The organism is Spirosoma luteolum, assembly GCF_054778875.1.
On record NZ_BAAGZE010000021.1, the window covers coordinates 101,049 to 126,441 of the forward strand.

The following is a 25,393-nucleotide window of genomic DNA, read 5'->3' on the forward strand; positions in this document are numbered from 1 at the left end:
CCCGGTTCATCGCCGGGGCTTACTACTGCACAAGGCAGTCTGTTTACTTTACTTGACCCACAACGGCAGCAAATGCTTCGGGGTGGTTCATGGCCAGATCGGCCAGTACTTTGCGGTTCAGTTCGATGCCCGATTTGTTGAGGGCACCCATCAGGGCCGAATACGACAGCCCGTTGATGCGCGCACCGGCGTTGATCCGCTGAATCCACAGCGACCGGAAATCGCGTTTTTTGGCCCGACGGTCACGGTATGCGTAACCAAGCCCTTTTTCGACGGCGTTCTTGGCAACCGTCCAAACATTTTTACGCCGACCATAGTACCCTTTGGCCAGCTTCATTACTTTCTTCCGACGTGCCCGCGAGGCAACGTGATTGACGGAACGTGGCATTGTGTGTGTTGTTTTTTGACGGCTGGCGACCGGCGTTTGCGGTGCTTAGTGGCCAGCAATCGGGTGAAACGTAAAACCGGGCGATGCGCCCTGGGCCCGAAAGCCCTTGTACTGTGATACTGACTAGACGTTGAGCAGCGCCTTGATGCGGTTCTCGTCCGACGGATGTACGGTCGTGTCGTGCACCAGATTGCGTTTCTGCTTGGTGGTCTTCTTGGTCAGAATGTGGCTGTGGAAGGCGTGCTTCCGCTTGATTTTCCCGGTACCGGTCAGCTTGAAACGCTTTTTGGCACCCGAGTTGGTTTTAACTTTTGGCATTGTCGTAACCGCTAATGGGGTAAGAAATAAGTAAACAGGCCGCAAAGATACGAAAAATATCGTTGTCTGCAGCCCCTGCGCCAGTCGGAAATACGTTTGATCGATGGTTGGCTCCCCGCGCGCGACAAAAACGGGTGAGCCGCTGCCCATATACCAACCATTCGTCGACCCGAATCGGCCGGTCGGATACCGGGTCGACAGGTTCGGCCGGGTACCGTCTCCGTACATAACAGACAGGCCGGTCGGGCAGCACTGGTTGCGCTGCCCGACCGGCCTGTCTGTCAGAGACCTTATTTTTTCGGCGTCAGTACTTTCGGCGCCAGGAACATGCTCATCCGCTTGCCTTCGAGTTTGGGCTCGGCCTCGACCTTACCGTACTCTTCCAGCCCTTTCGAGAACCGCTCCAGCAACTGGAAGCCACGATCTTTAAAAACGATGGCGCGCCCCACAAACTGAACGTACGCCTTTACCTTGGCGCCTTCTTTCAGGAAGTTGATGGCGTGTTTGAGTTTGAACTCGAAGTCGTGATCGTCGGTGTTCGGGCCAAACCGAATCTCCTTGATCACCACCTTGGTCGCGTTTGCCTTAATTTCCTTCTGCTTCTTCTTCTGTTCGTATTTGAACTTCGAATAGTCGACGATGCGGCAGACAGGTGGGACCGCGTTGGGCGACACCTCAACCAGATCGAGGTTTTGGGCTTTTGCGACGGCTTGCGCCTTATTGGTTTCGTAGATTCCCTGTTCTACATTCTCACCGACCAACCGCACTTCGCGGGCCAGAATGCGCTCGTTGACTTTATAGGGTTCTTCAACCACGCGACGGGGTGGTCTGCGCTGGGGTAATGCCATAGGGTATTTTTAGTGAAAAAAAGACTTATAAAAGTCGTTTTGATAACGTACCGGGTGCTAAAAAGTTCGGGAAACTATCGAAAATAAGGTTTCAGGGCAAATCCGTTTTGCTCATCGGTTGCGGTTTGTGGTACGCCGGTCGGCCGGCGGCAGCGATCGGCGTACCACAACACCCGACGGGCTATACCTTTACCTCGGCCAGAAAGGTTTTGGCAAACTCGTCGATTGTCAGCGTACCCAGGTCGCCCTGCCCTTTCCGGCGAACCGATACTTTACCTTCGGCAGCTTCTTTTTCGCCTACAATCAGCATGTAGGGTACTTTGGCCACTTCGGCATCGCGGATCTTACGGCCAATTTTTTCGTCGCGCAGATCAACAAAGCCACGAATATCCTGCTCCTGCAGACTGAAGTAAACGTCGTTGGCGTAGTCTTCGTATTTCTCCGAGATGGGCAGAATGGCAATCTGATCGGGCGAGAGCCAGAGCGGGAAGTTACCGCCCGTGTTCTCGATCAGGATGGCAATAAACCGCTCCATCGACCCAAATGGCGCCCGGTGAATCATCACGGGGCGGTGCTTCTGGTTATCGGCGCCGATGTACTCGAGTTCGAACCGGTTGGGCAGGTTATAGTCGACCTGAATGGTACCCAGCTGCCACTTCCGACCCAGGGCATCGCGCACCATAAAGTCGAGTTTGGGCCCGTAGAAGGCCGCTTCGCCCAGCTCGGTTACGGTGGGCAGGTTTTTTTCGGCTGCAGCTTCTACAATGGCAGCTTCGGCTTTTTCCCACAGCTCGTCGGAGCCGATGTACTTGGTTTTATTTTCAGGATCACGCAGCGAAATCTGTGCACTGTAATCATTGAAACCCAGCGACTTGAATACGTACAGCACCAGATCGATCACTTTCATGAACTCGTCTTTCACCTGATCGGGCCGGCAGAAGATGTGGGCATCATCCTGCGTGAAGCCCCGCACCCGGGTCAGACCGTGCAGCTCGCCCGACTGCTCGTAGCGGTATACCGTGCCGAACTCGGCCAGCCGCAGGGGCAGGTCGCGGTACGATCGGGGCCGCGTTTTGTAAATCTCACAGTGGTGCGGGCAGTTCATCGGTTTCAACAGGAACTCCTCGTTTGGATCAGGGGTCCGGATGGGCTGAAACGAATCTTCGCCGTATTTCTCCCAGTGACCCGAGGTTACGTAGAGTTGTTTACTGCCAATGTGGGGCGTCACCACGGGCGAGTAGCCCGCCCGCAGCTGGGCTTTCCGCAGAAACGCTTCGAGCCGTTCGCGCAGCATGGTGCCCTTGGGCAGCCACAGCGGTAAGCCCGCCCCTACTTTTTCGGAGAATGCAAACAGGTCGAGTTCTTTACCGAGCCGGCGGTGATCCCGTTTCTTGGCTTCCTCGAGCAGGAAAAGGTACTCGTCGAGTTCTTTCTGCTTGGGGTAGGTAACGGCGTAAATGCGGGTGAGCTGCTTATTTTTTTCGTTGCCGCGCCAGTAGGCACCGGCCACGTTCATCAGCTTGGCGGCTTTGATAAAACCCGTGTTGGGAATATGCGGCCCCCGGCACAGGTCGGTAAAGTCGCCCTGCGTGTAGAAGGTAATAGAGCCGTCTTCCAGCCCGTCGATCAGGTCGAGCTTATACGGATCGTCTTTTTGGGTGAAATAAGCAATCGCATCGGCCTTGCTGACGGGCTTCCGGACGTACTGCTCTTTCCGGCGGGCCAGTTCGAGCATTTTGTCTTCAACTTTCTTGAAGTCTTCCTGCGAAAACGGTTTGCCACCCAGGTCTACGTCGTAGTAGAAGCCCGTTTCGATGGCGGGCCCGATCCCGAACTTGGTACCGGGGTAAAGCGCTTCGAGGGCTTCGGCCAGCAAGTGGGCCGACGAGTGCCAGAAGGTTGCTTTCCCTTCGGCATCGTTCCAGGTAAGCAACTGTACATCGGCATCGGTTTCGATGGGCCGGGTGGCATCCTGCACGACGCCGTTGACTTTGGCGGCCAGCACATTGCGGGCCAGCCCTTCGCTGATCTGGGTGGCGATATCCAGCCCGGTCGAGCCCTTTGGATACTGCCTTACGCTCCCATCGGGCAGCGTCACGCGGATTTGTTCGTCCTGCGCAATCATACGTGTTAATTGGTTAATATGGGTACCCACAACCTGCCTACAACTGCAGGCTGCTTTTTAGTGTGTGGTTTACGGTTTTCAGTCTACGGTTTGTGGTTTTCAGTTTACGATTGAGTCGTGCCTGTTATCGGGCTTACGGCCCACTCCTGTACACCAAAACCAGTAAACGGTACGCCTGACTACACACTGTTGTCAATTCCCCCCCAGCGGCTTTACGGTGCGCCGGAGGGAGTCGCCCCCACCGCCAGCCTCCCGGGTTTTCGGCTGGATGGTCGAAATCCGGACGCGGGTGGTGTCGAGCGTCGGTCGGGCACGGGTGGCCTGAGCCGCCTGATCGGTCGCGTTGGGCAAAAATACAGAGTTATACGGGTTTTGGTACTGCCGGCGCTGCGATCGCCACAGCCCCGCAGCCGCCTGCCGGTCGCCTACGTTGAGCTGGGTGGCCCGGGTATAGGCCGTCACGGCCAGTTCGTACTGCCCCATCTGTTCGTGGCAGTAGCCGATATACGTGTCGATGCGCGGAAACTGGGGCCGCAGCTGCTGCACTTTCTGGTAGTCGGTCAGGGCCGCGTAGTAGTTGCGGAAGCGCTGGTTGATGAGCCCCGACTGGAAATACGCCTGGTAGTAGGCGGGCTGCACCCGAATCACCTGCTGGTAGCAGGCCATGGCACTGTCGAGCCGCCCCGCCGTGTGGTAGATCAGCCCCCGGCCGTACTGCAGCCGGGCATCGTTCGGAAAGTACTGCACCGCCTGCGTGATGTAGTTGAGGGCCGAATACAGATCCCGGCGGGTGCGGTAGATGGCCGCCAGCTGGTTATAGGTTTCGAGGTAGCGGGGTTTAAGTCGCAGCGACTGTTGGTACAGGGTCAGCGCCTGGCTGGTGTCGCCCTGCCGGGCCGCCATCAGCCCCTTGAAAAAATACGCTTCACCGTCGTAGGGGGCCATCTGTAACGCCCGCGCCACAAACAGCTGCGCCTTATCAAACTGGTTCTGCTGCTGAAGCAGATCGCCCTGCAGGGTATAGAGTTCGGGCGTGTTGACACCCAGAATCTCCGCCCGCTGGGCGTTTTCGAGTGCTTTGGCGGGCTGCTGCTGCGCCCGCAGAATCTGCGCCCGGGTGAGGTAGTAGCTGCCCACGTCCTCGTCGCGGCTGATGGCCTCGTCGATGTCGGCCAGCGCATCGGTATACCGCCCCATGGTGAGCAGCAGCGCGGCCCGCTTGGCGTAGGCAACCGACGACGACGACTGGTTGATAGCCCGGGTCAGCGCCCGCAGCGCCCCCGATACGCGGCTGCTGTCGCCGGGTTTGGGAAATTCAGGAATACGGGCGGTCTGCCGACGGTCTGAACTGCAGGCCAGCAAACTGATGACCAGCCCGATCAGCACCACCGTGCTCCCGTACCGGCCGACAGCCCGTCGGGCCAGCCGGCCATTGGCGTGCTGTTGCCGACATAACTGGTTCATAACTGGCTTCCGTCAACCGTAGCAAACCGGTAGAAAACACCCAGCGGCAGCCGCTTGCCGAAGCGATCGGCCGCATACAGTTCGCCCCACTCGGGGTTGGGCACCTCACCAAACAACTGCCCCATCAGGTTGTCGACGATCAGCGACGAGAAGCCCAGCGAATAGAGGTTGATGATAAAGAAGCAGTTGGCCGGATCGAGCAGATCGGCACAGGCGCTGAGCAAATCGGTAATCTGTTCTTCGAGTACCCATTTTTCGCCGTCGGGGCCCCGGCCGTAGGCGGGCGGGTCGAGAATGATGCCGTTGTATTTATTGCCCCGGCGGTTTTCGCGCCGAACAAACTTGACAGCGTCTTCGACCACCCAGCGGATGTTATCGAGTTCGCTGTAGTCCATGTTCTCACGGGCCCAGCTGATGACCGGCTTCACCGCGTCGACGTGGGTAACGTCGGCGCCGGCCTGCCGGGCGGCCAGCGAAGCCCCGCCGGTATAGGCAAACAGGTTCAGCACTTTGGGGCGCGCCACAGGATCGGGGGCGTTGATCATGCCCGTTACCTTGTCGTATATATAGGCCCAGTTGTCGGCCTGCTCGGGGAATAGCCCCACGTGTTTGAAGGTCGTGAGGGCCAGCTTGAAGGTTAGGTTAAGGCCTTTCTGGTCGAAGCGAATGGTCCAGGGGTCGCGCATGCCGGGCTTTATCTGCCAGTCGCCCCGCTCGGGCGAGGTGCGGTCGCGCCGAAACACGGCGTGGGCCTGCTCATCCCATTCGGCATCGGTCATGGATTTGTGCCAGACGGCCTGCGGCTCGGGCCGCGAGAGAACATAGTCGCCAAACCGTTCGAGCTTGTAGAAGTCACCGGAGTCGATCAGCTCGTAGGCCGGCCACGGTGCGGGGGTTATTAGTTGAATCATATGCTTATTGAGTGAATGGTCATTGTGTGATTTAGTGAGTACAAACTGATCTCGATGGCCACTCAATCACTCAATAGCGCATTCACTCCCTGACAAAGGTACGACATTCGGCCCAGCCTGCGACTATTCGTCAGGTTGGGCAACCGTTCGGCGTAAAAGCCCCTTGGCCGATTGCACCGAACCTTGTAACATTGCCCAGGCTTTCACCAAAGGGCTATGCCCGACTGACGCCATGCCAGACGCTGAACCATCATTAGGCCGTAAGATCCTCGGCTTTTTTATTAAAGACGAAGAACCGGCGCCCCCCGCCACGGGGGTGCCGCCCAGCCAGCCCGTGGGCGCCCCCCGACCGCCGGCCCCTGCTGAGGCAGCGGTGCCCGTTGCGGCTCCGGGGAGCGCAGCACCCGCCCCGACACCGCCCACCGGCGCCGTCGACACCAAGTTTGCCGAGCACCTGGCCACCGTGCTGGCCCAACACAACCAGCCGGGGCCCGATTACTTCGAATTTCGCGAAACGCTGCGGGGCCTCGCCGGCCTGGGTCTGCCCGAAGACAAACAGTTTCAGGCCGCATGGGCAAGCTTTAAGGCGCTGGGCGGACCAGCCAACGTTGGCGTACTGACCAATACAGCCAGTCAGTATCTGTCGGCGCTGGCCAAAGACCGCGAGGGCTTTAGCAAAAGCGTCGAAGCGGCCCTGACCGAACGGGTGGGTGGTCTGCAAAGCGAACAGCAGCGCCTGAAAAGCGAAAATGAAACCCTGCTGCGGCAACAGCAGGAGATCGAGCAGAAGCTGGCGACCAACACGGCCCGGCTCAGCACCATCGAGGGCGACATGCACGAGCAGCGGGCTAAAATCGATCAGAACCGCCAGCAGTACGAAGCGACCTACACCCACTTTACCGACCAGATCAAAGCCGACATCGCCAAACTGACCCAGTACCTGGCCTGACCGCCCAACCTTTGCCGTCGTAACCGGCACACTTGCGAGTAAATTGCTTCACCTTTTATCTAAACACGTGCCCCATGGCAACGCCTGATTTTTCCCAACTGGGAGGCCCTACCGACGTCGAGAAACGCTCGTTCTGGAGCCGGCCCGAAGGTATTCTGGGTATGATTGTACTGGCCGGCCTGGCCGGCTTCAGTCTGTACCATTTCAACGCCATCCTCGAGTTTCTGATCCGGGCCACCTCCAACCTGCTCGAACTGGCCCTGCTGCTGGGGGCGCTGGGGGTACTGATTTTCCTGTTTACGAGCCGCGACGTGCGCACCGCCGTCTTTTTCCTCTTTAAATCGCTGATGCGCACCCTGACCGGCACGGTCATTCAGCTTAACCCCATCGCGATTATGAAGATCTACGTGGATGACCTGAAAGAAAAGCGGCAGAAAATGCAGGGCCAGATCGATACGCTGGCGGGTCAACTCGTGAAACTCAACAAGAAAATCAACGAGAACAACGAGCAGATCAAGCAGAAATTCGCCGAAGCGAACAAAGCCCAGGCCATGAGCGACCGCCCCGGCATGAAGGAACAGGCCCAGCTGGCCACGATCGAAGGCGCCGGCCTGCAGGAGATGAACGAGAAGCTGGCTCCCCTGCAGCGCAACATGAAAACGGTACTGGCTTTCATGGAGAAAGTAAACACCAGTGCCGACTATATCATCAAGGAAACCGAGATCAAGGTGCGGCTCAAAGAAACCGAGTACCAGATCGTGAAAGAAAGCTCGAACGCCCTCAAAACGGCGGTCAGCATTTTCAAAGGCGACCCCGATAAGCGCTTCTACTTCGATCAGTCGATGGAATACATTCAGGACGACATGAGCCAGAAGCTGGGCGAAATGAAACGGGCCATGGATCTGTCGATGGACTTTATCAACGGTGTTGATATCCAGAACGGCATTCTGTCGGACAAGGGACAGGCCCTGCTGGAAGCCTATAACAAGGGCGAGTTCTCGATTGTCCAGCTCGATGCCCCATCGGCCAACCCCATCACGGCTGCCCAGCCTAACCAGATCAACCCGCCCAAAGACGCCGGTTACCGCAACCTGCTCGACTAACGGGCAAAGGCGTTCCTGAGCGAACGAGCGCAACGTAAAAGCACTTGTTGCCTCGCCCCCGCTTAGGCCCGTTGTCACCAGTTCACGCGTTCACCCTGTCACTCATTTACTCTTTCACTCTCTACCTATGCAACGACTTACCACCGCTGGCCGGCTGCTGATCACCGCCCTCGTGCTGGCCGCCATTTTCTTTGGTTTCCGCTACTTCGGCGGCAACGCAGCCCTGCGCAAGCTGGCCCCCACCAAAGCCGACCAGTCGTCGACGATGCCCCGCGCCGACGAACCCGCGGCCGATAACAACAACGAAAGCACAGCGTCGGACAACGGCTCCGGAACGGGAACGGGTAGTTCAGGCACCTCGGATGCGGCCACCGACAGCCAGCCCAAACAAGCCTTCACCTATACCCCACCCGCGCCCAACGGCGGTAAGCTCAAGGGCGTGGTCGAACTGGGGGCCAGCGGCTTTAACTCGTTTATCATTCGCGTTGATGACCAGAAAAACTGGAAACTTGAAAAAGCGGAATTCGGCAACAGCCTGGTACTGGAAAATATGGCGTCGGACCAGGATATCCGCGCCGGCCTGAAGAGCTACATCGGCAAAATGCTCGATTTTGGAGTGGGTGGGCGCGACATTCACTTTGTGGTGAGTTCGGGCGCCGTGAAGGCCGAGGGCACGCAGAAAATCATTAAAGCCCTTAAGGCCCTCAACTACTTCGTCAACACCGTGACGCCCGAGCAGGAAGGTACGCTCGGCCTGCGGTCGGTGCTGCCGGCCGACTACGCCAGCAACTCGTTTGTCGTCGATATTGGCTCGGGAAACACCAAAATCTCGTGGAAAGAAGGCGGCTCGACCAAAGCCATCGAAACGTACGGGGCCAAGTACTACGCCAACGGCACGAGCGACGCAACCGTAACCACCGAGGTAACGGCCAAAGCGAAGCAGGTGCCTGCTGATCACCGCAAGACCTGCTTCATCATCGGGGGTGTTCCCTTCGAACTGGCCAAAGCGGTCCGGCAGGGCAAAGAACGTTATACCGTGCTCGACGCACCAACGGCCTATAAACTCGATGCGGCTAAATCAAAAGCAGGCCTTACTATTTACAAAGCTATTGCCGACGCCACGGGCTGCAATCAGTTTGTGTTCGACTGGGATGCCAACTTCACCATTGGCTTCCTGCTGGGCACCAAGTAACAGAGGCATATGGTACCTACGATGGGGGTTTGGGAAACTGCTTCCCAAACCCCCGTTTTTTTGGCAGGACAATTGCCCCGGTCTGGCTCGACAGGCTGTTGGTACTGTGCCCAGCACCGATACCCGCGCCAAGCCCGATTGTGTATGGTTCGATTTGGTTATTTGTTATTGCTTGCAGGCGGGCTGGGTGGCTGCCAGGCCTCGCTGCCCTCAGCGTCTGACCCCGGTTTCGACTACCAGCCCCTGGAGCCGGGCCGCTATGTCGAGTATGCCGTGTCGGAAACGCGGTATGCCCTCAATGCCCCGGCCGTGCAGCGAACCTATCAGCTGCGTGAGGAAATCGGCCAACCGTATCGGGCGGTCGACGGCGATACGGCCTATACCCTGCTGCGCTTCCGGCGATCGACGGCCGCGCAGAACTGGCAGACCGATTCGATCTGGACCATCCGCCGGCAGACCAACGCGGTGATTCGTACCGAAAACGGTCTCGATTTCGTTAGTCTATTGTTTCCGGCCCGGGATGGCCAGACCTGGAACGGCAACCGGCTGAACGCGCTCGGTGAGGACGACTACACGATCCGCAACGCCGGACAGCCCTACCGCGTATCGGCAGCGGGCTTCGACCAGACGGTAACGGTGGTTGCCCAGGACGACTCAACGCTGGTGTCGCAGGATAAGCGCCTGGCCGTTTATGCCCGGGGCGTTGGCCTGATCTACCGCGAGCGCATTCAGCTCCAGTACTGTTCATCATCGCCCGCCTGCATCGGCACCAACCAGATTGACTATGGCACCCGTCAATACTACCGGCTTACGGGCTACGGCACCCGCTAGACACTTGTTTTTCGGCCTTTTCGTGGCCATGCTGAGCCTGACGGGCAGTCAGGCGCAAAGCCCCCGTAAATACCTGGTCAGGCTGCGCGACAAGGTCGGTACGCCCTACCGCACCGACCAGCCCCGTGCGTTCTTATCGGCCCGGGCGGTGCAGCGCCGGCAGCGCCAGAACATACCCGTCCAAGAACGCGATCTGCCCGTCAGCCCCGATTATGTCGCGCAGCTCAGAGAGGCCGGGGCCACCGTCTGGTATCGCTCGCGCTGGCTGAACGCCGTACTGATCGAAGCCACCGACGCGGTGCTGACCCGTGTCCTGGCCCTCCCCTGCGTAACCGGGCTGGAGTCGGGCCGCTCGCTCTCGCCCGGTGCGCGTATCGGCGCCGATAGCCGAACCGGCGCAGGGCTGACCAAATTCGGCGCGGCCGCCCCGCCCCCCTACGGTTTATCGCAGAGTCAGGTAACCCAGCTGGGTGTCGATCAGCTGCACGCGGCCGGCTACCACGGCGAAGGCATGCTGATTGGGGTGCTCGACAGTGGCTTCAGCAATGCCAACCGGGTGGATTTTCTCAAACCCCTCTTCGCCGAAAACCGCGTACTGGCGACCTACGATTTTGTCCGGAACGAAACGAGTGTCTACGAAGACGATGCCCACGGGCTGTCGTGCCTCTCGGCCATAGCCGCCACGGCAGACGGCCGACTCTACGGCACCGCCTACAACGCGTCGTTTGTGCTGCTCCGAACCGAGGATGTAGCCACCGAAAGCCGGCTCGAAGAAGCCAACTGGCTGTTTGGTGCCGAATATGCCGACAGCGCCGGGGTTGATGTCATCAGCTCGTCGCTGGGCTACACGCGCTTCGATGACCCGACGACCGACTACCGTTACAGCGACATGAATGGCCAGACGGCCCTCTCCTCGCGGGCAGCCCAGATCGCCACCCAAACCGGCATGGTGGTAGTCGTAGCGGCCGGCAACGAAGGCGCGTCGGACTGGCGCTACCTCTCGGCGCCCGCCGATGCCGCCGGGGTGCTGGCGGTTGGCGCTGTCCGGGCCGATGGTGTACGGGCGTCCTTCAGCTCGTTTGGTCCCGCTGCCGACGGCCGCGTAAAACCCGACCTGGTGGCCCGCGGGCAGGGAACCTACATCGGCCTGCCAAACGGTGCCATCAGTACCGGCAACGGCACCTCGTTTGCCACACCCCTGCTGGCCGGGCTGGCGGCCAGTTTCTGGCAAGCCAATCCCCGCCTGACGGCTGCCCAGCTAACGGCCGTTCTCCGCAAGTCGGGCAGTCAGTTTACCACCCCCGACGACGCGCTGGGCTACGGCATCCCATCGGTAGCCCGGGCAACTACCCAGGCCGACCTGTTCCGGGCCCTGCTGGCCTACCCTATCCCGTTTTCCGACGCCGAACCACTGACCATCAGCTGGGGCGAACTGGATGCGGGCACGACCCTGACAGCCTCGCTGGCCGACCTGACCGGGAGGATCGTGTGGCAGCAGCAGGTGAGCCCCCCCGCCCTGCCTGCCCTTGTCCTGCCCGGCGTGGGCCTGGCACCCGGCCTCTATGTACTATCTGTAGCGGGTGGCTCAAACAAACGAAGCCTGCGGGTGATTAAACGATAAGGCGCTTCGTGGGCTTGCCGAAGCGCCAGCTGACACCATGCCAACGATCCGCGTTATTCAGGACGATATTACGACCCTGGCCATCGATGCCATCGTAAACGCTGCCAATACCAGTCTGCTGGGGGGTGGCGGGGTCGATGGGGCTATTCACCGGGCGGCCGGGCGTGAACTGCTGGCCGAATGCCGCACCCTCAACGGCTGTCCCACCGGCGAGGCCAAACTGACCCGGGGGTATCACCTACCCGCCCGGTACGTCATACATGCCGTCGGGCCTGTGTGGCGCGGGGGCATGCGCGGGGAGGCCGATCTGCTGGCCAGCTGCTACCGGCGCTCACTCGAACTGGCAACCGAGCATCAGCTGACGGGTATTGCTTTTCCGGGTATCAGCACGGGCGTCTACGGCTATCCTAAAGACCAGGCGGCTCAGATCGCTTTCAGCACCGTGACGACCTTTCTGAAGCAGCCGGGTAGCCTGAACGAAGTGGTATTTGTTTGTTTTGACCCGTATAGTAAGCAACTCTACGATCGACTGCTGGCGGGCTAGCCAGCACCGCGTATAGGCCATACGCAAAAGCGCCACCCAGACCGGGTGGCGCTTTTGCGTCTAACGAGTTCAGGCAGGTTTTAATCCCCTACACTGGTCGAATCGTCGGCTTTCCGATTCCGTTTCCGGCTGATGGCATCGGCCGGCTCGGTGTTGTTGGCCGGGCTAACGCGCTGAATCTTGTAGTTCCGGTCGGCTAGTGAAACCGAAGGGGTATGGTCGACGGTGATGCCCCCGGCCGGCGCCTGATTTGGACGGCCTTTCTTGTAGTCAGCCAGCGCTTCCGAACCGGCAGCGGGTGCCTGTACGGCAATGCCGGTAGCCGCCTGCGCCCGACGGGCAGCCGCAGCTTTATTGGCGTGTTTATAGTTGCCCGTCGAATACGTTGGGTCATTGCGCCACGATTCGTTACGCTGGGCCTGAGCCGTACCGAAAAACGCCAGCAGGGCTACACCCAGCAGGCTAAGTTGCTGTATCGTTTTCATCGTTTCTGTGGTTTTGTCGTAGGACAAATGTACGTTACCGTACCATTAAAAAACGATTAAAACGACAACTATGTTTCTAGTTTTTATTGATTTTGTGCAACATTCTGGTAATCGAAGGAGAATCAGCAATGAATTCGGCTTCTTTTAGCGAAAACCAGCGAATTCCCTGTATTTCGTCCGTTTCGCCAAATGGTTCTGCGGGGTCTGCTTCGATCAGGTAGCGAATATCATAGTGCAGGTGAGCCGGTTCGCTGCCGCGGGCCGGAATCGGGTGCACATCCACGTCGAAAATGGGCGCTTCGCCCGCCTTCATGCCCACCACCGTCAGGCGGGTCAGGCCGGTTTCTTCCTGTGCTTCACGCAGGGCCACCCCCGCTATATCCGGGTCGCCATCGGCATGCCCGCCGGGCTGAAACCAGCGGTTCAGTTTTCGGTGGTGAATGAGCACGGTTTGCTGCCGGTCGGGGCTCACGATGAACGCCGAACCGGTCACGTGTCCGATGAGCAGGGTGCGCTCAAAACAGGCGGGCTGGGCCGTTACGAAAGCGAGGGTCTGGCGGGTCATCGCCTGTTCGGCAGGATCAGTAACGGTAGGATCGGCCAGGTGCCGATCGAGCTGGTGCAGCAAAGACTGACGGTGCATGCGTTGGGTTTTATTGTAAAAAAAAGGCAATTTCGACCCGTTTTCCAGTAACAAACAACCCTGTTCAAAAACAAACTCATGCGTAAACTCGTACTCAGTGGCGTTACGGTCGTTCTGGCCGCCCAACTGGCAACGGCTCAGATCAAGCTTCCTTCGCCCAGCCCCGGCGCTTCGCTGATGCAGACCGTTGGTACAACTGATCTGACCATCAAATACTCGCGTCCCAGCCTGAAGGGGCGCACGCCGTTTACCGATGCCTTTGTGCCCTCGGGTAAGGTCTGGCGGACGGGTGCCAACCAGGCAACGGCCTTCACAACGTCGACCGATGTAATGGTTGGCGGCAAAACACTGCCTGCCGGCTCTTACGCCATTCTGTCGATCCCGGCTACCGACAACTGGACGCTTATTTTCAGCAAGAACCTGACCGTTACCGAGCAGTCGTACAAACAGGATGAGGACGCACTGCGGGTGCCGATCGGCGTTACTAAAACGGGCGATAAAACCGAGTCGTTTACGATTGGGTTCAGCGACATTACCGACAGCACGGCCAATCTGAACTTCATGTGGGCCGATCAGAAAGCCACCGCCCCCCTGCGTGTAGATGTCAACGCCAATGCAGCGGCCAACGTGGAGAAGGCTGTAGCCGAAAAGCCCGAAGACGCGGCTGTTCTGCAGGCGGCTGCCAGTTACAACCTGAGCAAAGGCCGCAACCTGACGCAGGCGCTTGGCTGGATCGACAAGTCGGTAGCAATGAAAGAAACCTACCGGAACCTGTTTGTAAAAGCGCAGATTCTGGGCCAGATGGGCAAATACGCCGAGGCCCTGCCCCTGGCGCAGAAAGCCCTCTCGCTGGGTCAGACCTCAAATGATGCGGCTTTCCCATTCTTCAAAGAAGGCATCGAAAAATCCATTGCCGAGTACACGGCCAAGGTTCCTGCCATGCCCGTTAAAGGCAAGAAGGGGAAGAAAGCCTAACTTGATTTCGCCGAAGCATTGAAAAGGGGGTGTCATACAACATGACACCCCCTTTTGCTGTGTACTGCCCAGACGTTGTGGCAGTGGAGAATAGCCAGATTTGGGCTGTTTCCTTATTTACTCGTCCAGATTTGCTGCAGGAGCCAGGCGAAGGCCACAACGAGCAGACAGCCGATCACGTTGAGCCACAAAAAGGCGGTCAGGTCGTAATACCAGCTCAGTACGACAAACACTTCGGCCAGCAGGGCAGCCCAGAACGTAGCCCGCCCCCCGATCGATTTGGCGTAAAAAGCCACCATAAACACGCCCAGAATAACGCCGTAAAACAGCGACCCCAGAATATTGACGGCTTCGATCATACTCCCCAGTTGATTGGCAAACTGCGCCACCACAATGCAGAAGATGCCCCATCCCACGGTCGACCAGCGCGATACGGCTAGGTAATGGGCATCATCGGCATCGGGCCGCACCCGCCGTTTGTAGATATCGACGACGGTGGTGGAGGCCAGTGAATTGTAGGCCGAAGCAATCGATCCCATCGACGCGCTGAAAATAACGGCGATCAGGAGTCCAATGAGTCCGCTGGGCAGGTAATCGAGTACAAAGCGCAGAAAGACGTAGTTGCCGTCGTTGGTATCGGCGGCCGGATTGTTCTTTTTAATGAGTTCGGTTACGTCGGCTTTCACCGTTTTCAGGGCACCGTCGGTTTGCTGCAGCACCGTCTGGGCAGCGGCTTCGGCCGCGGGGTTGTTGGTGCGGTGGGCAACCTGGAGATCGGCCACGGCGCGCTGCCGCTGTGCGGCCAGGTTCTGGTGCCTGATTTCGGCAACCTGGTAGGCGCTGGCATACGGACTTTCCTTGAGCCGGTCGGTTTCCTGACGGTTGAAAAACAGCGGGGCGGGGTTATACTGATAAAAGACAAAAACGAGCACCCCCAGCAGCACAATCAGAAACTGCATCGGCACCTTCAGCAGTCCGTTCATCAGTAGCCCCAGCCGACTCTGCCCGATCGACTCGCCCGTCAGGTAGCGTCCCACCTGCGATTGGTCGGTACCGAAATACGACAGTTGCAGAAAAAAGCCCCCGATCAGCCCCGACCACAGGTTGTAGCGGCTGTTGAGGTCGAACCGGGTATCGATGAGGTTCATGCGACCGGCTTTACCCGCTACCCGCAGCGCGTCGATAAACCCAACGTCGGACGGGAGCAGCGAAACGGTGAGGTAGCCCGCAATACCCAGGGCCAGCGTAACGATGGCCATTTGCTGCAGGTGGGTGTACGAAATGGCTTTGGTACCCCCCGTTACGGTATAGAGCAGCACCAGTCCGCCCATGATGAGGTTGGTCCAGTAGATGTTCCAGCCCAGAATGGTCGACAGGATGATGGCGGGGGCATAGATCGACAGACCCGTCGACAGCCCGCGCTGGAGCAGAAACAGGGCTGCCGTGAGGGTACGTACCCGCGCGTCGAAACGGTCTTCCAGAAATTCGTAGGCCGTAAAAACCCGCAGCCGGTGAAAAATCGGCACGAATGTCACCGACAGCACCACCATGGCGAGCGGCAGCCCGAAGTAAAACTGCACGAACCGCATGCCATCGGCAAACCCCTGCCCCGGCGCCGACAGAAACGTAATGGCGCTGGCCTGGGTGGCCATCACCGACAACCCCACGTGATACCAGGGCAGCGAATGCCCGGCCAGCAGGTAGTCGTCCATACTCCGGCTGCCCCGACTTCGCACGATGCCGTACACGGTAATCCCCAGCAGGGTTACGACCAGCACACTCCAGTCCAGTGTGCTCATGACAGGCTCCGCATCAGCACGTAAAACAGGATGATTTCGACGAGCAGGCTACCCAGCACGATGGCGTAGAGTTGCGACCAGGTGCGCACAAACGGAGGTAGGTCGGAGTGGTTGTCTGACATCGGCAGTTGGATTCGGAACAGAATGCACAAAATTAGCCGAAAAGGCCAATATCCTTTGAAATCGACCCAAATTGGCCTAGGTTAGCAACCTGGCCCTGCTCCATCTGGAGGTACTACGGCCGCATAAAACCCGGTAGCCACTGCTAGACATCATATCCTTCATGACATCACAAACGTCCGTTTCGCCCGAAAAACAACTGTTCGATTTAACCGGTAAAGTCGCCGTCATTACCGGTGCCAGCAAAGGCATTGGCGAAGATATTGCCCGGCTTTTCGCCCGCTTCGGGGCCCGGGTGGTGGTGAGTAGCCGCAAACAGGAAGCCCTCGATGAACTGGCTGCCGATATCCGGGCGCAGGGTGGTGAAGCCACTGGCATTGCCGCCCACGTGGGCGATATGGAGCAGCTTAACACGCTCGTAGACAAGACGCTGGCGACCTACGGCGGCATCGATATTCTGGTCAACAATGCGGCCTCGAACCCCGTGTTCGGCCCTTCACTCGACTGCGATGGTGCGGCCTTCGACAAGATTATGCAGGCCAATGTGAAAGCACCCTTCGAGCTAAGCAAGCTGTGCTATCCCAGCATGAAAGCGCGGGGCGGTGGCTCGATCATCATGATGAGCAGCATTGCCGGCCACACGCCCGACCCGGGCCTGGGTATGTACAGTGTCAGCAAGGCCTCGCTGAATATGCTCACTAAAGTACTGGCTAAAGAATGGGGCCCGGACGGGATACGGGTCAATGCAATCTGCCCCGGCCTGATCAAAACAAAGTTTTCGCAGGCCCTCTGGCAGGACGACAAGGTACTTAAGCATTTTGTGGGCCGCCTGCCCATTGCCCGCATGGGCACCACCGACGAAATCAGTCCGCTGGCGCTGTTTCTGGCCTCCAGTGCCTCGACCTACAGCACCGGTAGTCTGTTCTACGCCGACGGCGGCACCGTTATCTGACAACATGGCTTATCCAGCTTCTCACCCCAACCCCTGATGGCTCTACCTGAAGTTTGGCTGCGCGGGCCACTGCCCGACATGCCGGCCCTGCTGCAACCCGTTGCGCATGCCCTTTTGCAGGCCCGTAACGAAATCACGGAACGCATGGTCGATTTTCCGAACGAGCTTTTGTGGCACCAGCCCGCCGGCCGCACCGGGGCCGTGGCTTCGGTTGGTTTTCACCTGCAGCACCTGACCGGCGTTCTCGACCGTTTGCTTACCTACGCCCGGGCCGAAGCCCTGGGTGACAACCAGCTGGCTTATTTGTTGGCAGAGGGTACACCCACCGATCAGCTGACCGCCGACGACCTCGTTGCGCGTTTCAGCCAGCAGGTCGACAAAGCGCTGGCTCAGCTCCGGTCGACAGATCCGGCTACCCTGTCCGATGTTCGGGGCGTTGGCCGGGCCCAGCTGCCGTCGACCGTACTGGGTCTGCTGGTCCATGCCGCCGAGCATACCATGCGGCACGTGGGGCAGCTTTCGGTTACCGTGCGCCTGATCGCCTGAACCGGGCATGACCGCCCAACCGGTAGCGCCCGGTACTGCTCTGTGTGGTACCGGGCGCTATTTTTTCCGGGCTTATTACTGCTAAATCCGGGACTTTTACCCCGGCGCAGCCAGCCAGTCCCGGTAGGTTTGCATCGTTGATCGGGCGTAGGATTCGGCTGGTCTGTTCCGGCGGCTCCTTTCTGCCTCTATCCATGCCGTTGCCCGGCCGGATTGGAGCAAATTAGTCAGCCGATGCCCATTCTGGGCCTCTGTGCCTGCTGAATCGGCCTGCCAGCATCGGTTGAGCTACTACTACGAACCGGAGCAACGGAGCCGCTCGCTTATCCCTTTTCTAACCACTAAACCTGATTAACTTGGTATGGACACTAACCGTATTCTGGGCCTTCACCACATCACGGCCATTGCCAACAATGCCCGGCGCAACTACGATTTCTACACCCGCGTACTGGGGCTGCGACTGGTAAAAAAAACGGTAAACTTCGATGATCCGGGTACCTATCATTTTTACTTTGGCGATGAAACCGGATCGCCGGGCACTATTCTGACGTTTTTTCCCTGGGAAGGCATCGGCCCGGGTCAGGATGGGGTTGGCATGGCAACCGAGATCGGATACAGCGTTCCCAGCGGTAGTCTGGCTAACTGGATGGCCCGCTTTACGAAGCAGGGGGTAAAGATGGGGCAGCCCGTTGAACGCTTCGGCGAAACGCTGCTGCCCTTCACCGACCCCGACGGCCTGTCGCTGGCCCTGATCGAATCCAGCCAGCCCGACAGCCGCCCCGGTTGGGTAACCGAATCGATCAACGCCGATGAAGCTACCCGCGGTTTTCACAGTGTCACGCTCACCCTGCAACAAATCGACCGCACAGCCCGGGTGCTGACCGACATTTTCGGGTACACCCAGCAGGGGCAGGAAGGCAATCGGCACCGCTTCGTGACCGATGCCGTTCCGGAAGCCGCCATTGTCGATCTGATCGAAGTGCCCACTGGCTCGGCCGGGCGAAATGCCGCCGGCACGAATCACCACGTTGCGTTCCGGGTAGCCAATGAAACGGTTCAGCAGGCATTTCGGGAAAAAATTCTGAGCAGCGGCCTGCAGATAACGCCGAAAATCGACCGCGACTACTTTTTCTCGCTGTACTTCAGGGAGCCCGGCGGAGTATTGTTTGAACTGGCCACCGACAATCCGGGCTTTACCGTCGATGAACCACTCGACGAGTTGGGTAGTCAGCTTCGGTTACCCAAACAGTACGAATCGTCGCGCGCCAAAATAGAAGCGGTGCTACCCACCCTGCGGTAACGGCCACCCCGCGCGCGCTGGCCACCCGGTCGGCTCTGCCTCTGCCCACTATGCCCCTGGTCGGCAAACACCAACCCGGCATCACCCCTCACACGTTCAAACTACTAACTATCAGTAGATTAAACGAAACAAACGTTTGCACCCGGCTAAGGAGCACAGCGGCAACACGTTCGGGGTAAGTTGGGCTTATTGGCAAGTCTGGAAACGCAGATAGGCATCGAGCCGTTTTTTTTGGCCGGTACGCTGGCCAGCCTCCACTATTTTGGAGGCTGGCCGCGGGCTGTTGGTTCTCGGTCTATCTTTACCGTACCGGCCGATGCCCTACCCGATTCGGCCGTTCCTCTTTTGTCGACCGGACCATGCTACCCACTACCAACCCGTCGGTGCCTGCGCCGAGCCTGCTCATCGTTGAAGATGAATTCCTGATCGCCAACGACTTACGACGCATCCTGAGTAAAGCAGGCTACCGCATTGTGGGTCTGGCGGCTTCTGTGCCCGAAGCCAAGGCCCTGGTGGAAACCCACAATCCGACCATAGCTCTCATCGACATTTTTCTCGATGGTCAGGAAACGGGCATCGATCTGGCCCACTGGCTCGCCGGCCGGGGCGTCCCCTTTGTCTTTTTATCGGCGAACCTCAATGAATCGGTACTGTCGGCGGCCAATGTGACCCAGCCGTTCGGCTTCCTGAGCAAGCCGTTTCGGGAAAAAGACGTGCTGAACACCCTGGATATGGCGCGCTACCGGCATGCCCATGGCGAAGAAGCCCGGCTGCGGCAGCAACAGGCAATTCAGATGGCGGTGAACGATGCCATTGTCAGCATACAGGGGCGCGACGAACTTTGCCAGGCTATAGCCGGCGAAATTGACCGGCTCGTACCGATCGACTTCTTCAACCTGCAGCTGGGACTGCCCGAGCAGCCTTCGTACTACGGCATGCTGCTGCAGAAGCAACCAGCGGGTGGGTTCACCCGGATTCATCTGGCGAGCATCCTGCCGCCCGAAGCGCAACCCAACCTGACCGATATTCGCGCCCGCCCGTTCGCCGATCAGTTGGGCGACCGGGCGGGTGTTTTTCGCGACGAGGCCCTGGATCAGCTCTGCGTAATGTCCGTAACGGCGCGGGCCTGGCGCAACCAGGCCGGTATCCGGTCGGTAGCCGTTTTTCCGGTAAGGCTCGAACGGGCCTCGTCCACCACCTTTATGCTGGGCTGTACTGATCCGGGTGGCCTCAGTGACAGTCAGTTTCAGTCGATCAACCTGATTCTGCCCCAGATCACGCTGGCGCTGAGCAACCTGCTCGCACGCGACGAAATCGAGGCCCATCGGCAGGTAAAGGCTACCGAACTGGCGCTCGTCAACGCGTTTCGGGTCGGCAACGATATGCCTACGATTCTGAAGCAGGTGGCAGAACGGCTCAACGACCTGTTCCCACTCGACGTGCTGGCCCTGGAACGGCCCGGCACCAGCGTCCTGGGCACGCCTTTGGTCGATGTTGTTCAGAAGGAAAATGGCCGCTTCACCGGGCTCAGTCAACAGCCCGTGCTGCCCGCCACCCTGTCGGCTTACCTGACCGTGGGCGACCAGCTGATTGGCAAACTGCTGGTTGGCAGCCGGTCGCCCTTCGCCTTCACGGCCTACGACCAGCAGACACTCGATACCCTGACGCCCCAGATTGCGCTGGCTCTCGATAACCTGCTGGCCTACGAGCAAATACGCACGCTCTCCGAAACGCTGGAGCAGGAGAAAATTTACCTGACCGAAGAAATAAATACCACCCGCCGGTTTGGCGATATTGTGGGCAGCAGTGCTGCCCTGCAGGCGGTTTTTAAAAGCATTGCGCAGGTGGCCCCTACCGATTACACGGTGTTGCTGATGGGTGAAACGGGCACCGGCAAAGAACTGCTGGCCCGGGCCGTGCACAACCTCTCGTCGCGCAGCGGCCGGTCGATGATCAAGGTCAACTGCGCAGCCCTCCCTCCGCAACTAATCGAATCGGAGTTGTTTGGCCATGAGCGCGGCAGCTTCACGGGTGCCACCGAACGGCGTATCGGCAAATTTGAACTGGCTTCCACCGGCACCCTTTTCCTGGATGAAATCGGGGAGTTGCCCCTCGAACTACAGGTAAAACTGCTGCGCGCCATTCAGGAGCAGGAAATAGAACGGATCGGCGGCAAAGGTCCCATTCGCGTGGATGTACGGATTATTGCCGCCACCAATCGCAACCTGCACGACGAAGTGGCACGCGGACAGTTTCGCCCCGATCTCTACTACCGGCTGAACGTTTTCCCGATTCAGGTGCCTCCCCTTCGCAACCGGCGCGACGATATTATGCCGCTGGCCCTGCATTTCCTGCGCCGGATTGGCAAACAGATTGGTAAACCAATTACCGGTATCAGCGCGCTGGCCAGCCAGCAACTGCTTCAGTACCACTGGCCGGGCAACGTGCGGGAGCTGGAACATGTGCTGGAGCGGGCCGCCCTGCTTTCGCCGGGAACAACGCTCGAACTGCCCGAGCCTCTGTTGCCCCCCCGCCAGCCCCTGCCCGGCGCAGCCCACAGTGAACCAGTTATCAGCCCCCTGCAGGATACCATGCGGGCGGCTATCCTGTCGGCGCTGGCCAAAGCCAACAACCGTATCCGGGGGCAGGGCGGTGCCGCCGAGTTGTTACATGTTAAGCCAACTACGCTCGAAGCCCGCATGAAAAAACTAAATATCACGGTTCGACGGCAGCCCCTGTAAGCTGGCCCGAACTCAGCCGGACCGATCCCAAAGCCTGCCAAGCATTGTGCTCGCAGGCCACCGGCCAGGCCGACTGGCGCACCAAAACTTGGTACTTAACACGCTGCCGCAGATCAGCGCTGCACACGGATACAGCGCTCGGGCAAACCTGACCGGGCAAGGGAAGACACCGCGACTTACGGGGACTTATGGGATGATGCCAACTCAGGGCCGAACAGGACACCGGATCCAGCCCCGGGTCGGCTACAGTCGGTCGAGCCGGCCACCGTCGACGACGAGCGTTGTGCCGTTGATGAAGCAAGCCTCGTCGGAGGCCAGGTAGCAGATAGCCGAGGCAATGTCGGCCGGTTTGCCAATCACGCCCTCAATTTTTTCTTTTCCGCTTTTCACGTTTGGATTCTCCCACAGCATAGGCGTATCGACCGCACCCGGCGCCACGCAGTTGGCCCGTACCTTGGCAATGTCGTTCTCGAGCGCAATACCCCGTGTCAGCGCTTCCATGGCAGCCTTACTGGCTGCGTAGGGCGCCACGTTGGCCGTAGACTGATGGGCGTGTACAGAACTGACGTTGACGATGGCGCCCCCGTTTATGTGAGGAATCACGTATTTGCAAAACAGAAAGACCGAACGGAGATTGACCGATTGTACCCGATCCCAGTCGTCGACACCCAGATCGGCCACGGCGTCGAACGTCATCATGGCGGCATCGTTGACCAGCACATCGACTTTCCCCCACCGGTCGACCACCTGCCTGACCACCGCTTCGATGCGGTGCCCGTCTGACAGATCCAGATCGACAAACAGCGCGTCGCTGCCTTTACCGATTATGTAGTCGACCACTTCCTTGCCTCGCTCCTCGTCCCGCCCCACGATCAGCACCTTGGCGCCTTCATCGCCCAGTCGTTCGGCAGTGGCCCGGCCAATTCCCGACGTTGCGCCGGTCACAATACATACTTTATCTTTAAATCGCATCGCCAGGTTGTTTTCTCCACAACCCCGCGTACGGACTAAGTGTTTTTACAGCGAATCGGGCAAAAAGCGGATTGCCCGATCCCTGACGCTGAATGTCGGGATCGGGCAATCGTTGATTCGAATAGTACCAGAACGGGGGCTATTCGACTTCCAGAATTTTAAACTCGGTGCGCCGGTTTTTCTGATGTTCGGGCTCGCTGCAACTCACCCCATCGACACAGCCATTTACAATTTCGCTCTCCCCGTAGCCTTTGGCCGCCAGCCGGGCGGGCTGAATGCCCCGGGTAACGAGGTAATCCATGGCTGCCCGGGCCCGGTTTTCAGACAGACGCATGTTGTAGGCATCGGTAGCACGGGCATCGGTATGCGAACGCAGTTCGATCTTCATCTTCGGGTACTCTTTCAGAATGGCCAGCACGTGATCAAGTTCGCGGGCGGCATCGGCCCGGATAAAGAACTTGTCGAGGTCGTAGTAGATATTCTTCAGCTGGAATACATCGCCTACGCCGTAGAGCCCCAGCGAGTCGGTCATCACCTTACCGCCTTTCTTAGGCTTGGCATACTGGGCTTTCTTGGTAGCATAGCGGTCTTTCTGCGCCGTGATGGTGTAGGGGGCATTGGGTTTGGTATCGAACTCATATCGACCATCCGGGCCCGTAACCACGCTCTGCTCCGACTTATCTTTCTCGTTGCGCAGGGTCACTTTAACCCCCTGCGCCGGTTTCTGGTTTACCTCGGTTTTTACAACCCCTTTCACCAGCGTATTCTCGGCTTTAGTCAAATAGATCGACACGCTCAGCACCGGCTTGGGCGACTGCGTGAGGGTCGAGAATCGAACACTGTTGAGCGCATAGCCTTCTTTGATGGCCCGGAATTCGTATTCGGTATTGGCATCCAGACAAAGATCGGTGCGCCCCTCCGCACCGGTTACTTTCAGTTCCTGATTCGCACCGTTGCGCAGAATCCGGACGTCGGCCATCTCGATGGGTGAGCCTGTTTTCTTATCGTAAACAAAGATATTGAGCTGTTTGCAGGTGCGTCGGAACGAATACAGATCGTCGTCGCTGACGCCCTTTTTGCGATTGCTGCTGAAGTAGCCACTGGTCCGGCCGGCGTCGGTGATAAAACCAAAATCGTCTTTATCGGAGTTGATGGGAGCGCCGGCGTTCTGTACCCCCCGATAAGCCACCCCATCTTTCAGCTCGGCATAAAAGACATCCAGCCCGCCAAGTCCTTCGTGGCCATCCGACGAAAAATAAAGGTTGCCCTTCGGATCAACGAACGGAAACATCTCGTTCCCCTCGGTATTGATGTCTTTGCCCATGTTGACGGGCGTACCCCACTGACCATTGTTATATTCGACCACATAGATATCGGTTCCTCCGTAGCCGCCGGGCATATCCGATACAAAGTAAAGTTTGCTGTCGTCGGGGGCGAAGGCCGGGTGCCCCACCGAATACTCACTGCTGTTGAACGGCACTTCCTGAATGTCGACCCACTTTCCGTTGCGATTGACGGAAGTATACAGCTTCAGTTTCCGAACGCCGTCCTGACTCTTTCCCGATTTACCCTTGCTGCTGTTGTTGCGGGTAAACACGATGGTATTCTGATCGTGGGAGAACGTCATCGGCCCCTCGTGGTACTTGGTATTCAGTGTCCGGCTGAAAATTTCGGCTTTAGTGAGGGTTTGCATCTCCGCCGTAGTGGCTTCGGGTGCGGTGGTCCGGGCTTCGTTGCCGCCCCCCAGCACGGCCGTTCCCGGCTGGCGACTGATGTCGGCCCCCGGCGCCCGCAGCTGCATGGTATCGGGGTGGTAATACAGATCGAGGAACGGCGTCTGATTCCAGTTGAACACCCGCTTCACGGGGCCCGACTCGTCGCGGGCCGACACAAACACCAGACCGCCTTTATAGAACATGGGGCTGAAATCGGCCTGTCGGGAATTAATAGGCAGACTGGTAATTTTATACGACGACGAATCCTGATAGAAACGACTCATATCCATATACGAAACCGTGAAGCGACGGCCCCGCAAATCCTGACTCTGTTTTTCACCATACTGACTATACAGCTTCTGGGATTCGCGGTATTTGCCGTTGGCGGCCAGGGCCTGGGCGTAGTACAGATAAATCTCGCTGTCCAGATCGGTGTACTCCTTGATCAGGTCGGCGTAGATTCGTTCGGCATTGCGTGTATCCTGCAGCTTACGGTAGCTGTACCCAAGCTTAGTCAGCGCTTCGCGGGTTTCGGCTGCATTCTTCTTGCGATCGGCACGCAGGAAATCCTCGTAAGCCCGCACGGCACTCACGTAGCTCAGGTTATCGTACTGCCGGTTGGCAGCGCGTAACCGCGCGCTTTGTGCCTGTACCGTCAGGCTGCCGAAGACAAACCCTGCCAAAAACAAAATACGTATAATCCGGTGCATGAGTGCGTAGGTGGATAATGAGATCACTGGGCTACGGTGTCCATTATCAAATAAAGTGCCAGAGTTCTTTTTTTTAGCTGGCTGGCCAAGGGCCTGCGTCAGCCTAAAATTCCCGAAAAATACGCACGAAAACGGCAACTG

23 protein-coding genes are annotated in these 25,393 nt (G+C 58.5%); 11 read left to right on the forward strand and 12 right to left on the reverse strand.

Translation table 11 applies throughout. From position 1 onward, the window contains the following. Positions 1-43: 43 nt before the first annotated feature. The 6 genes from rplT to ACYVAC_RS18675 form a co-directional block, all read right to left on the reverse strand. A complete protein-coding gene (gene rplT, locus ACYVAC_RS18650; RefSeq protein WP_461099292.1) occupies positions 44-388 on the reverse strand; it encodes a 50S ribosomal protein L20 in 345 nt (114 codons plus the stop codon). A 123-nt stretch (positions 389-511) separates the two neighbouring features. After that, entirely contained in the window at positions 512-706 is a 195-nt protein-coding gene (rpmI, locus tag ACYVAC_RS18655) for a 50S ribosomal protein L35 (RefSeq protein WP_461099293.1), read from the reverse strand. Between the two features lie 290 nt (positions 707-996). After that, positions 997-1,554, reverse strand: coding sequence for a translation initiation factor IF-3 (gene infC / locus ACYVAC_RS18660; RefSeq protein ID WP_461099294.1), 558 nt, complete (start codon positions 1,552-1,554; stop codon positions 997-999). A 181-nt stretch (positions 1,555-1,735) separates the two neighbouring features. Beyond that, positions 1,736-3,679 (reverse strand): threonine--tRNA ligase, encoded by a 1,944-nt coding sequence (gene thrS, locus ACYVAC_RS18665; protein WP_461099295.1) that lies wholly within the window; start codon positions 3,677-3,679, stop codon positions 1,736-1,738. Positions 3,680-3,871: 192 nt separating this feature from the next. Then, positions 3,872-5,143, reverse strand: coding sequence for a tetratricopeptide repeat protein (locus ACYVAC_RS18670; protein ID WP_461099296.1), 1,272 nt, complete (start codon positions 5,141-5,143; stop codon positions 3,872-3,874). Next, complete coding sequence (locus tag ACYVAC_RS18675; RefSeq protein ID WP_461099297.1) at positions 5,140-6,054, reverse strand: class I SAM-dependent methyltransferase; 915 nt, start codon at positions 6,052-6,054, stop codon at positions 5,140-5,142. The genes ACYVAC_RS18670 and ACYVAC_RS18675 overlap by 4 nt, the downstream gene beginning before the upstream one ends. 232 nt (positions 6,055-6,286) lie before the next feature. Between ACYVAC_RS18675 and ACYVAC_RS18680 the strand changes: the two genes are divergently transcribed. The 6 genes from ACYVAC_RS18680 (at position 6,287) to ACYVAC_RS18705 (ending at position 12,294) form a co-directional block, all read left to right on the forward strand. Continuing rightward, the gene (locus ACYVAC_RS18680; protein WP_461099298.1) at positions 6,287-7,003 is read left to right on the forward strand and encodes a hypothetical protein; all 717 of its coding nucleotides are present in this window, start codon (positions 6,287-6,289) and stop codon (positions 7,001-7,003) included. A 74-nt stretch (positions 7,004-7,077) separates the two neighbouring features. Then, entirely contained in the window at positions 7,078-8,106 is a 1,029-nt protein-coding gene (locus ACYVAC_RS18685) for a hypothetical protein (protein ID WP_461099299.1), read from the forward strand. A gap of 127 nt (positions 8,107-8,233) precedes the next feature. Next, positions 8,234-9,298 (forward strand): hypothetical protein, encoded by a 1,065-nt coding sequence (locus ACYVAC_RS18690; RefSeq protein WP_461099300.1) that lies wholly within the window; start codon positions 8,234-8,236, stop codon positions 9,296-9,298. Between the two features lie 144 nt (positions 9,299-9,442). After that, a complete protein-coding gene (locus ACYVAC_RS18695; RefSeq protein ID WP_461099301.1) occupies positions 9,443-10,129 on the forward strand; it encodes a hypothetical protein in 687 nt (228 codons plus the stop codon). A 4-nt stretch (positions 10,130-10,133) separates the two neighbouring features. After that, positions 10,134-11,750, forward strand: coding sequence for a S8 family serine peptidase (locus tag ACYVAC_RS18700; protein ID WP_461099303.1), 1,617 nt, complete (start codon positions 10,134-10,136; stop codon positions 11,748-11,750). Between the two features lie 37 nt (positions 11,751-11,787). Beyond that, on the forward strand, positions 11,788-12,294 hold the full coding sequence (locus ACYVAC_RS18705) for an O-acetyl-ADP-ribose deacetylase (protein ID WP_461099304.1): 507 nt from the start codon (positions 11,788-11,790) through the stop codon (positions 12,292-12,294). 80 nt (positions 12,295-12,374) lie between these two features. Here the strand turns inward: ACYVAC_RS18705 and ACYVAC_RS18710 are convergent, their stop codons facing one another. Beyond that, positions 12,375-12,779, reverse strand: coding sequence for a hypothetical protein (locus tag ACYVAC_RS18710; protein WP_461099306.1), 405 nt, complete (start codon positions 12,777-12,779; stop codon positions 12,375-12,377). Between the two features lie 76 nt (positions 12,780-12,855). Further along, positions 12,856-13,422, reverse strand: coding sequence for an NUDIX hydrolase (locus ACYVAC_RS18715; RefSeq protein ID WP_461099307.1), 567 nt, complete (start codon positions 13,420-13,422; stop codon positions 12,856-12,858). Positions 13,423-13,500: 78 nt separating this feature from the next. On the opposite strand from ACYVAC_RS18715, the gene ACYVAC_RS18720 reads away from it, so the two are divergent. Continuing rightward, on the forward strand, positions 13,501-14,397 hold the full coding sequence (locus ACYVAC_RS18720) for a DUF2911 domain-containing protein (protein WP_461099309.1): 897 nt from the start codon (positions 13,501-13,503) through the stop codon (positions 14,395-14,397). Between the two features lie 113 nt (positions 14,398-14,510). Here ACYVAC_RS18720 and ACYVAC_RS18725 read toward each other — a convergent pair whose 3' ends face one another. Further along, positions 14,511-16,196 carry a sodium:solute symporter family protein gene (locus ACYVAC_RS18725; protein WP_461099310.1) on the reverse strand — a complete coding sequence of 562 codons (1,686 nt, stop codon included), beginning with the start codon at positions 16,194-16,196 and terminating at the stop codon, positions 14,511-14,513. Then, positions 16,193-16,318: a hypothetical protein gene (locus tag ACYVAC_RS18730; RefSeq protein ID WP_461099311.1), complete on the reverse strand. Its 126-nt coding sequence runs from the start codon at positions 16,316-16,318 to the stop codon at positions 16,193-16,195. Before ACYVAC_RS18730 ends, ACYVAC_RS18725 begins: the two co-directional genes overlap by 4 nt. A 161-nt stretch (positions 16,319-16,479) precedes the next feature. Here ACYVAC_RS18730 and ACYVAC_RS18735 point away from each other — a divergent pair, with 161 nt between their 5' ends. From ACYVAC_RS18735 to ACYVAC_RS18750, 4 genes are all read left to right on the forward strand, one after another. Next, entirely contained in the window at positions 16,480-17,268 is a 789-nt protein-coding gene (locus ACYVAC_RS18735; RefSeq protein WP_461099312.1) for an SDR family NAD(P)-dependent oxidoreductase, read from the forward strand. 36 nt (positions 17,269-17,304) lie between these two features. After that, positions 17,305-17,814 carry a DinB family protein gene (locus ACYVAC_RS18740; protein WP_461099313.1) on the forward strand — a complete coding sequence of 170 codons (510 nt, stop codon included), beginning with the start codon at positions 17,305-17,307 and terminating at the stop codon, positions 17,812-17,814. Between the two features lie 361 nt (positions 17,815-18,175). Next, the gene (locus ACYVAC_RS18745) at positions 18,176-19,114 is read left to right on the forward strand and encodes a ring-cleaving dioxygenase (RefSeq protein WP_461099314.1); all 939 of its coding nucleotides are present in this window, start codon (positions 18,176-18,178) and stop codon (positions 19,112-19,114) included. A 359-nt stretch (positions 19,115-19,473) separates the two neighbouring features. Further along, on the forward strand, positions 19,474-21,855 hold the full coding sequence (locus ACYVAC_RS18750) for a sigma 54-interacting transcriptional regulator (protein WP_461099315.1): 2,382 nt from the start codon (positions 19,474-19,476) through the stop codon (positions 21,853-21,855). A gap of 243 nt (positions 21,856-22,098) precedes the next feature. Here the strand turns inward: ACYVAC_RS18750 and ACYVAC_RS18755 are convergent, their stop codons facing one another. Continuing rightward, entirely contained in the window at positions 22,099-22,827 is a 729-nt protein-coding gene (locus ACYVAC_RS18755; protein WP_461099316.1) for an SDR family NAD(P)-dependent oxidoreductase, read from the reverse strand. 139 nt (positions 22,828-22,966) lie between these two features. Then, entirely contained in the window at positions 22,967-25,252 is a 2,286-nt protein-coding gene (locus tag ACYVAC_RS18760; protein ID WP_461099317.1) for an OmpA family protein, read from the reverse strand. Between the last annotated feature and the right edge of the window lie 141 nt (positions 25,253-25,393).

Excerpts from the sequence above, each read along its gene's own strand:
- rplT (WP_461099292.1), bottom strand. The coding sequence starts at position 388 with ATGCCACGTTCCGTCAATCACGTTGCCTCGCGGGCACGTCGGAAGAAA.
- rpmI (WP_461099293.1), bottom strand. The coding sequence starts at position 706 with ATGCCAAAAGTTAAAACCAACTCGGGTGCCAAAAAGCGTTTCAAGCTG.
- infC (WP_461099294.1), bottom strand. The coding sequence starts at position 1,554 with ATGGCATTACCCCAGCGCAGACCACCCCGTCGCGTGGTTGAAGAACCC.
- thrS (WP_461099295.1), bottom strand. The coding sequence starts at position 3,679 with ATGATTGCGCAGGACGAACAAATCCGCGTGACGCTGCCCGATGGGAGC.
- ACYVAC_RS18670 (WP_461099296.1), bottom strand. The coding sequence starts at position 5,143 with ATGAACCAGTTATGTCGGCAACAGCACGCCAATGGCCGGCTGGCCCGA.
- ACYVAC_RS18675 (WP_461099297.1), bottom strand. The coding sequence starts at position 6,054 with ATGATTCAACTAATAACCCCCGCACCGTGGCCGGCCTACGAGCTGATC.
- ACYVAC_RS18680 (WP_461099298.1), top strand. The coding sequence starts at position 6,287 with ATGCCAGACGCTGAACCATCATTAGGCCGTAAGATCCTCGGCTTTTTT.
- ACYVAC_RS18685 (WP_461099299.1), top strand. The coding sequence starts at position 7,078 with ATGGCAACGCCTGATTTTTCCCAACTGGGAGGCCCTACCGACGTCGAG.
- ACYVAC_RS18690 (WP_461099300.1), top strand. The coding sequence starts at position 8,234 with ATGCAACGACTTACCACCGCTGGCCGGCTGCTGATCACCGCCCTCGTG.
- ACYVAC_RS18695 (WP_461099301.1), top strand. The coding sequence starts at position 9,443 with ATGGTTCGATTTGGTTATTTGTTATTGCTTGCAGGCGGGCTGGGTGGC.
- ACYVAC_RS18705 (WP_461099304.1), top strand. The coding sequence starts at position 11,788 with ATGCCAACGATCCGCGTTATTCAGGACGATATTACGACCCTGGCCATC.
- ACYVAC_RS18710 (WP_461099306.1), bottom strand. The coding sequence starts at position 12,779 with ATGAAAACGATACAGCAACTTAGCCTGCTGGGTGTAGCCCTGCTGGCG.
- ACYVAC_RS18715 (WP_461099307.1), bottom strand. The coding sequence starts at position 13,422 with ATGCACCGTCAGTCTTTGCTGCACCAGCTCGATCGGCACCTGGCCGAT.
- ACYVAC_RS18720 (WP_461099309.1), top strand. The coding sequence starts at position 13,501 with ATGCGTAAACTCGTACTCAGTGGCGTTACGGTCGTTCTGGCCGCCCAA.
- ACYVAC_RS18725 (WP_461099310.1), bottom strand. The coding sequence starts at position 16,196 with ATGAGCACACTGGACTGGAGTGTGCTGGTCGTAACCCTGCTGGGGATT.
- ACYVAC_RS18730 (WP_461099311.1), bottom strand. The coding sequence starts at position 16,318 with ATGTCAGACAACCACTCCGACCTACCTCCGTTTGTGCGCACCTGGTCG.
- ACYVAC_RS18735 (WP_461099312.1), top strand. The coding sequence starts at position 16,480 with ATGACATCACAAACGTCCGTTTCGCCCGAAAAACAACTGTTCGATTTA.
- ACYVAC_RS18740 (WP_461099313.1), top strand. The coding sequence starts at position 17,305 with ATGGCTCTACCTGAAGTTTGGCTGCGCGGGCCACTGCCCGACATGCCG.
- ACYVAC_RS18745 (WP_461099314.1), top strand. The coding sequence starts at position 18,176 with ATGGACACTAACCGTATTCTGGGCCTTCACCACATCACGGCCATTGCC.
- ACYVAC_RS18750 (WP_461099315.1), top strand. The coding sequence starts at position 19,474 with ATGCTACCCACTACCAACCCGTCGGTGCCTGCGCCGAGCCTGCTCATC.
- ACYVAC_RS18755 (WP_461099316.1), bottom strand. The coding sequence starts at position 22,827 with ATGCGATTTAAAGATAAAGTATGTATTGTGACCGGCGCAACGTCGGGA.
- ACYVAC_RS18760 (WP_461099317.1), bottom strand. The coding sequence starts at position 25,252 with ATGCACCGGATTATACGTATTTTGTTTTTGGCAGGGTTTGTCTTCGGC.